Annotated in this window: 4 protein-coding genes; 1 reads left to right on the forward strand and 3 read right to left on the reverse strand. The window is 60.3% G+C overall.

Going from position 1 to position 8,079, the window contains the following annotated elements:
• Positions 1-30: 30 nt before the first annotated feature.
• Positions 31-1,443, forward strand: a complete 1,413-nt coding sequence (locus C8K63_RS19055; RefSeq protein ID WP_108218109.1) for an amino acid permease — start codon at positions 31-33, stop codon at positions 1,441-1,443.
• 584 nt (positions 1,444-2,027) lie between these two features.
• Here the strand turns inward: C8K63_RS19055 and C8K63_RS19060 are convergent.
• From C8K63_RS19060 to C8K63_RS19070, 3 genes are read right to left on the reverse strand one after another with little or no spacing between them, the layout of a single operon-like run.
• Complete coding sequence (locus C8K63_RS19060) at positions 2,028-3,074, reverse strand: hypothetical protein (protein ID WP_108218110.1); 1,047 nt, start codon at positions 3,072-3,074, stop codon at positions 2,028-2,030.
• 20 nt (positions 3,075-3,094) lie between these two features.
• On the reverse strand, positions 3,095-4,267 hold the full coding sequence (locus C8K63_RS19065) for a hypothetical protein (protein WP_108218111.1): 1,173 nt from the start codon (positions 4,265-4,267) through the stop codon (positions 3,095-3,097).
• A gap of 17 nt (positions 4,268-4,284) precedes the next feature.
• Positions 4,285-7,731 carry a hypothetical protein gene (locus C8K63_RS19070; protein ID WP_108218112.1) on the reverse strand — a complete coding sequence of 1,149 codons (3,447 nt, stop codon included), beginning with the start codon at positions 7,729-7,731 and terminating at the stop codon, positions 4,285-4,287.
• Positions 7,732-8,079 lie beyond the last annotated feature (348 nt).

Genomic DNA, 8,079 nt, shown 5'->3' on the forward strand with positions numbered 1-8,079 from the left:
CAAGAAAGATAAAATCCAGAGGACATAAAAATGACCGATAACTGCGGTTTCGAAACGATATCCAACCGTGAACACGGCCTGCAGCGTCAGCTGACGTCGGGGCAAATGAGCATGATCGCCATTGGCGGTGCAATCGGCACCGGGCTGTTCATGGGCAGCGCCTATGCCATCGGGTATGCCGGGCCGAGCGTATTGCTCAGCTATGCCATCGGAGCAATCATCACCTTGCTGCTGATGGGTTGCCTGGCGGAAATGACCGTGGCCCATTCGACCTCGGGTTCGTTCGGTGCCTACGCCGAATTTTATGTCAGCCCGCTGGCCGGGTTCCTGGTGCGCTATGCCTACTGGGCAGCGATCGTGCTCGCGGTCGGCACGGAAGTGACGGCGGTGGCGATGTACATGAAGTACTGGTTCGCCAACGTGCCGGAGTGGGTATGGATCGTCTCGTTCTCCAGCGTGCTGATCGTGCTCAATGCCATCAGCGTGAAGACTTTCGGCACCTTCGAGTACTGGTTCTCGACCATCAAGATCGGAGCGATTGTCGGCTTCATCATCCTGGCAGTGTATGTGGTGTTCGGTTCCGGCAATCCGGAGTACGGCGTGCACAATTACACCGCTCACGGCGGCTTCTTCCCCAATGGCCTGCAAGGGATGTGGATCGCGGTGATCGTGTCGATCTTCAGCTACCTGAGCGTGGAGATGATCGCGGTGGCCGCCGGTGAGGCAAAAGACCCGGAGCAGGCGGTGAAGAAAGCCTTTCGCGGGACTATCGTGCGCCTGGTGGTGTTCTACCTGCTGACCCTGGCGTTGATGCTGGCGATCGTGCCCTGGCTCCAGGCAGGCAATGCCCAAAGTCCGTTCGTCACGGTGATGCAAGCCATCGGCATTCCCGGCGCCACCGGCGTGATGAATTTCGTGATCCTGATTGCCGCGTTGTCGGCGATGAACAGCCAGTTGTACATCACCACGCGCATGATGTTCAGCCTGTCCCGTGCCGGCTACGCGCCAAAATCCATGGGTGCGTTGAGCAAGACCGGGATCCCGTTGAACGCGCTGTTGCTTTCGAGTTCGGGGATCGCCCTGGCGACCTTGCTCAACATCCTGTACCCGGAAAGTTCGTTCACCCTGATGATGGCGATCTCGATGTTCGGCGCGATCTTTACCTGGTTCATGATCTTCCTCACGCACTACTGTTTCCGTCGTTTTCACGAACGCAATGGCAACCGCAAACTGTCGTTCCGCATGCGTCTGTTTCCCTACAGCACATTGCTGGGGCTGGTGCTGATGGGGGCGGTGATGATCACGACCTATTTCACTGAGGCCTTCAAGATGACCCTGGTGTTCGGTGTGCCATTCCTGCTGGTGCTGTCGATCGTCTACGGTATTTTCTTCAGGAAAACCAGGGCGGTCACGCGTCAAGAGCGAAAAATACTGGCTCCATAAAAAAGGTTCTTCACGCAATCCCGGGGAGCACCGATACCTGTAGGAGCTGGCTTGAAGCGATGGCAACTGACGGCCGAGCATTTTCTTCCTGGTGTACATATTCATTGCTGCGGTAACGGCCACTTAGGGTTCCGCCCTGACGGCGGGTCACTTGGAAGAGCGGAACGCCGCCCGGCCTGTAGGAGCGAGCTTGCTCGCGATGGAGGTCAACGATGACGCGGGGAGCCTGACACCCCCGCGGTGCTCTCAGGTTTTTCGCGAGCAAGCTCGCTCCTACAGGGCCCGCCGCCATCGGCCATCCATGGCCGGCAGCGGCTAACCCGGCATCCATGCCGGGTTGCCCACTGCGCAGAACCTGCGCTCGGCCTCACGAGGGGGCGTGCACCGCAACAGCACCGCGAGGCGAGCTAACGCTCGACCTCGTTGTTTGGTGGTGCACGCGTTCCCCTGTAGGGGCTGCCGAACCTTCGGCAGCCCCTACAGATATTTCGTTATATGTGCTCCCCGGGATTGCGTGAAGAACCTAAAAAATGCCCGTATCTCACGATACGGGCATTCTTCAATCTGCAAGGCTTGCCTTGCCGTTATGACCCTGTCGTAAAGGTCAGTTGGCTGACAATGGCCATGGCCTTGGGCTGGATCGATGCACTGAGCGGCTGGCTCAACTCGTCGTGGAATGAATGATTGACCAGTTGCTCCTGCACGGCCCGCTCAAACTCCGCCCCCGTGGTGACCGGATAGCCAAACGTCACCCGCAGGGTGGAGCCCGGCGCAACCTGCACGTTGTCCAGGTTCCAGAACTGCACTGCCAGGTTGGCGGTATATCCCGCCGGTATGGTGAACTGCGCGCCGGTCAGCTGCCCGTCTGCCGGGACGGTCAACGGCCCAAGCACGATCGGCTTCTGATTGGGCGCCACGGTGTCGCACAACAGGCAGACGGTGGTACCGGTCAGACCGGTGGCGGACAGTGTAATGGTGAGCGCGGTCGAGGCGAAGCTGGCCGGAACCCGCAACTCCTGACGACGTACCCACTGATTGCCACTGACGACCGCCTGGTTGCGAAAACCGAAGGTCGGGGTCTGGCCAATCAGTTTCGCCAGGTCCAGCCAGTTGCTCACCGGCGGTACGGGGTCGGGGTGGCAGCCACTGTTGAGCTGGGCGATCAGGTTGAAGTAACCGTCACGATTGACCAGTGGCGGCGTCCAGACAAACGCTTGCTCGCCGACACCGATGTGCCCCGGTGGCACAGTGACGGCGGACGCCTCGGCGCCTGACTCGGTACTCAGCAGGTTGCCCTTGAAACTGGCAGGCAGCATGAACACCTGTGCCTGGCTGTAATACAGGGAAAACGAGTCGGTCGGGGTGACCTGGCTACCATTCATGCCGCGCACGTAATAGTAGTTGGGGCGTCCTCCCGCCGGCTCGACGTTATAGGACTTCTGCCAGCTGTCGATGGAGCTGAACTCATTCTCGAACCCCGGTACCGGAGTTTCGCTCTGGATGATGTCAGGGCACAGCCCCAACGGCGGCGAGAACGGCACGCTCCCCTTGGACGCCAGGTTGTTGCGCAGATAAATGTCTTTGGCGCCTGCGGTACTACGGCTGAATAAATTGACGACGGCTTCGCTCATGACGTGAACTCCTTGTTCGATTATTTGATTCGCAGACCATCAGCACCCAACAGCACGACAGGCCGTGGCCGGATGTCGGCGGTGGTGCCGCCGCGATAGGCGCTGTGCAAGGCATGGGACAGTGCAAAATCCACCAGTCCCCGTTGCAGTGCTTCTTCCAGCTCGGCCTTTGTGCCATCGGAGTAATAGGCCGGCGTGATATCCATCGAGGCCCCCGGCAACGAGACCGGCCCGCTATTGCGGTACAGGTTCAATGTGAGGGTGGCGCTATAGCCCGGTTCCAGCCAGCAACGCACACCGACGAAATGCCCCTGGTCAGGCATGGCGGTATTGACGATGGAAATCGACTTGCCCTTGGCATCGGTGCGACTGCAAGTGAGGTCAAAGGTCCAGCCGCGGCCATCGGTATTGGGCGCGAACCCGTTGTTGGTGACCTGCAGTGAATACTCTCGGCTGCCGGCGCTGACATCGTCAGGGATGATCAGTTGAGTGCTGATCTGAATCGTCGGCGACTGGGCCGACTGCATGGACACGTTGCGCCAGCCAAACTGCAGGTTGTTGGTGATCAGGGCTGACATGTCCAGCTGCGTGAGCACATCCGGGAACGGGTTGTTGGCATTGTTAAGCCAGGTAATCAGGCAATAGTGGCTACTGCCATCGGTGGGCGGCTGCGGGTTGGCCCAGACAAAGGTATCCGCCGCGACGCCGATCGTGCCGGCCCCCAGATTGACCATCGAGGACACGTAGATCGGCGGCGTGCCGTCCGGGTGGTCCTGATCGGTGGGGATGGAAAAGTTTGCCCAGTTGCTCGGCCACTGGATGGCCGCGCAAGGCACACCATACAGCTGGACCTTGGTGGTACGGGGAATGGCTGTGCCGTTTTTGCCGCGGATATAGATGTAATTGGGGTGTCCTTGTGTGATGTTGTCGGCGGACTGGGTGGCGTAGCTGGTCGCGGTGGCCAGGGCGCTCTGGTAGTTGGGCACCGGCATCCCGGCAATCCAGATGTCGGGACAGGCAGAGAGCGGCGAGCCCGCCGGCACCGTGCCTTCGTTGCTCTGGTTGGGCCGCATGTAGATACCCTGGCTGTAGGTCGCGGCGAGGCTCTGTACGTCGATTGACGGCAAGGCGGCAGGTCCGCGAAGCAAGCGGCCATGGCCTACCGCAGCCGGGCTTTTAGAGACAATTAACATGTCAAACTCCTTTTGACTCAGGCTGGAAGGATGGTGGTACGCGTCTGCGCAACATCCTGGGTGGGGGGTTGGGTTGCAGCACTGACCGCCAACACGTTGAGCACGGTGGTGGAGGTGTAGCAAATGGCATCCAGGGCCGCTTGCCCCACGAGGGAAATGCCCTTGGTGGCCGCGACCACGCGGGTCAAACGTAGCGGTTTGCAGATTTCCGGAAGGCAGGGCACGACATTCAACGCCACCGTCGTACCGCTTTGACCAATGGAGGCCGGGATCGCCACCCCGAGATGGCCCAGGCCGTAGATGAACGTGGCGACCACACCGATATCGTCCTTGTTTTCGGGCATGCGTTTCCATTGGGCGAGGAACACCCCGTCCAGCACCAGGCCGAGCCAGGTGTAGATCCACAGCGTGCGCCCGGCGCCATCGGCGGTGGTGCATCCCGGCGATCCGGCGGAGAGGATCCACGGGCAACTGCACAGTTGCGCCGACACCTCCAGCATGTAGGCGACATAGCCAATGACCGGCGGTGGCGCCGACTCCGGTGGCATCCCGTCACCCAAGGCGGTCAGTGCCCCATAGAAGAAGTACGAAACGGACCCCAGCAAACCGGCGACCATGGCCATTTCCCGGGGCAGGAAGCCGGTCCACGGATCATCGGACACCCGGTTGCGCGCCCGCCCGGAAACCGAACTCAAACCGGTAGCGGCCAGCAGCCGCTGCGCGTTGAGACTGGTTTTGAATTGAGCAACGCTGCCACTGTCCGGGAAGGGCGCAGCGCCTTTGAGCGCCTTGAAGAGAATCGTGCCGGGGACCGCCAGCACCAGCGCCACCAGATCCAGCGTGGTCAGCTTCGAACCATTGGTGACCAGGCGATAGAGGTCACTGACAAACGGAATGTTCCACTCGGCATTGAGCAGGCCCTTGATGCTGGTGACAAAGCTTTGCACCAGTTGCAGCATGGCATCGACCACCAACTGGACGCCGGACAGGATCGCCTGGAGGACGCCTTCGACCACGCTCATCAGCGCCGCCAGCAACTTGCGGAAAATCTGGTCGGGGTTGCTTCCCAGGTCCTGGATGTAGGCGAGCGCCTGGGCAAAGGCCTGGGACGACTCGGTGAAATCCGCCAGGTTCGAGAGCTTGGCAATGAAGTCACTGAGCGGGTCTCCCAACTCGTTGGCCAGAAGGAGGGTGCCTTGCGCCGACGAAGCGCAGGACGCGTTGTTCACCAGTCCGTTGTAGACAATGTTGTTGGCCACCGACTTGCTGGTGGTCGGATCGTCCGGTGTATTGGCCCGCTCATAGCCGCCCAGGCTGTGGGTGCCGGCAATCGTGCTCCGGGCCTGCTCGAACCACTGTTGCAACTGCCCCTGCAAGGTATTGATACCCTTGTCGACTTTGCTCTGGATACCGCTGGTGGCGCCGGCGAGAAAGTCGAACCCGGTGTTGACGACATGGGCCAGCGCGTCGTGGGTGCGCAAGATGTCATTCCAGTTGAACAGGAATGCCAGCCACTCATACAGTTCCTGGAAGAACACCTTGACCGCCGCGAATACCGACTCGGCCAGATCGAAGGCTTTCTCCACCGTGTCGATAAGCGTTTCGAACAGATACGTCACGCCGTCGACGATAAAGTGGAAGGCCGCTCGAATCCCGCCCGCCACTTTACTGACGACATAGTCGACCACCTCGATGATGCCCGAGGCGACTCCAGCGATGAAATCCCCGATGTCCTCCAGCCAATCGAAAAATCCCGCCGAGACGGCGCTGCTGCGCAGTGTCAGCAAGGTGCCGAGCGCCGACTCCGCCGACAGGTCGGTAAATACCAGCCCGCCGTTTTTCACTGACAGCTGCCAATGCTGCTCTGGCATGGCCGCGAGGTCGAGCGCCTGATGGGCGCCGTTTTCGGTGTGCAGCGCAACTCCGGCCCTGGGCCTGCGGGCATCCAGATAAGGGGTCCCGGTCTGTGTCAGAAGAAACGCCGAGCCGGTCAGGTTCATGCTGCGGGACACGGCTTCGGCCACCGCGTTGGCGGTGTCCTGTTTATGGTACTGATCCGTCAGCAAGGGCTTGCCGTTTGCCAGCTTGGCGTCCATCAACTGGTTGCCGGTGGTCTTGCTCAACGAATCCTGAACATCGGCATTCTGGCGAATCTCGATGGCCTCGCCCGGCGACATCAGATTCGGCACATTGATCAGCACCGGCGGAATTGCCAGTGCACCTGTCTGCTGGGCGATGGACAAGACCCCGGCGCTGTTGGTCAGCACCCGGATGGGGCGCCGAGGCGTGACGTAATACACACTGCCATTGATCGACAGGCGCGAGGCGTCAGCTGTCCAGACCAGGACAGGTGTTTCCACCAACGGTGCTCCCAACTGACTGAACAACGCCACGTCGGTGCTGTACGAGGGGAAGTCCTCGATGCTGCCACTGGCCTGAATTTCCAGCGGGGCGATTTCCCAGTTGGTGCTGCGGCTGTCCCTCGTAAGATGCGTCACGGTGTTTTGCTGCGCCTTGAGGGCAAACACCTCCAGGCCATCCTCATCCAGCGTCGCGCAAAATGACTGGACGCCCCTGTACACCGGCGCCGGTGGTAGCCAGCCGGCGGTGGCCTGGCTGGATTGCACGGTGTGATGCAGCGTATTGTCCGCGCCCAGCAACAGGCCATTGAGCAGCGGGCGGGACGGCAGCAAGCAGACTTGCTTGAAGGAGGCACCGATACTCACCTGCGCCCAACTGAACGGTTGCGCACCGCCACCGATCAAGGTGTAGGCGTTGCCATCGGCAAGGATCGCCAGGACCTGGGTGTTGCCCACCGAGTCCGTCGTGGCGGCCACGTCGATGCTGCGAAAGTTCGCGGCAATCTTTGGCCGAACCAGCTGCCCGGTGCTGATGACGTACTGCAAGATGATGGTGTCGTAGACGCTGAAGGCCACGTTGGCGTCGGCGTTGCCGGTCCAGACCGCGTTCAGGGTCTGAAGCTGCAAGGTGGTGCGGTTGAGTGCTACAGGTGCCTTGGTGTCCCAGACCCCCCAACTGAGGTTGTAGATGATACCGACACTGGCGTCGGCCTCGACCAGCACACCGATGTACAGCTTGTTGCCAATCTGCGCCGTGGAAATCTTCGCAATGCGCCGGGCCTTGGACGGCAGCGGCACATCGATCATCTTTGCAGGTGACCAGCGGTTTTTCGATTGCGGCTGTTCGACGGTGTACAACAGGTTGGTGCCCTGGGCCACGAACACCACGATATTGCCCGAGGGTGTCAGCCCTGTAGCAATCACCTCGCCGGCCAGTCCAGTCTGGGTGGAAGAGCTGGCGCTGGCGCTGGCGGGATCGGGGTAGATGTTCCAGACCAGCGTATCGGTGCCGCTGGTAAACAGCTCCACGTCGCCGTTCCCGTTCATGATCGCCGACGCCGAGCTGCCACCGTGAACGGCACTGGCGATGCGATAGTTCTGCATGAATCTGGATTCAGGAACGACAGTAACGGCTGTTTGAGACGATGAAGTTGACGATAATCTGTCCATGATTGCTCCAGTGATTTATCCATCGCTGGAGATACTAGTAAGCATCAGACATCACGTAATATCGTTTCGAAATGACTCGTATGTCGATCTTTTCCGGCCTTCTCGGCCCTGCGCGGCCAGGGCGTGAAGCAGCCCTTCGTGAAAGGCTGCTTATAGCTGTGGAATCAATACACTGGATTTTGTGTATGGGGACGCGCTACACCGATCAGCCGTTGCTGCGGTCGGTCGCCTTGGCTTTGCTTTGGGCGACAGCGGCTTCAGCCTTCTGTTTCTGGGCAACCT

Source organism: Pseudomonas sp. GV085 (genome assembly GCF_003050925.1).
Classification (GTDB): Bacteria; Pseudomonadota; Gammaproteobacteria; order Pseudomonadales; family Pseudomonadaceae; genus Aquipseudomonas.

What these genes read in the sequence shown, in the direction of transcription:
- C8K63_RS19055 (WP_108218109.1), top strand. Translation starts at nt 31, where the DNA reads ATGACCGATAACTGCGGTTTCGAAACGATATCCAACCGTGAACACGGC.
- C8K63_RS19060 (WP_108218110.1), bottom strand. Translation starts at nt 3,074, where the DNA reads ATGAGCGAAGCCGTCGTCAATTTATTCAGCCGTAGTACCGCAGGCGCC.
- C8K63_RS19065 (WP_108218111.1), bottom strand. Translation starts at nt 4,267, where the DNA reads ATGTTAATTGTCTCTAAAAGCCCGGCTGCGGTAGGCCATGGCCGCTTG.
- C8K63_RS19070 (WP_108218112.1), bottom strand. Translation starts at nt 7,731, where the DNA reads ATGCAGAACTATCGCATCGCCAGTGCCGTTCACGGTGGCAGCTCGGCG.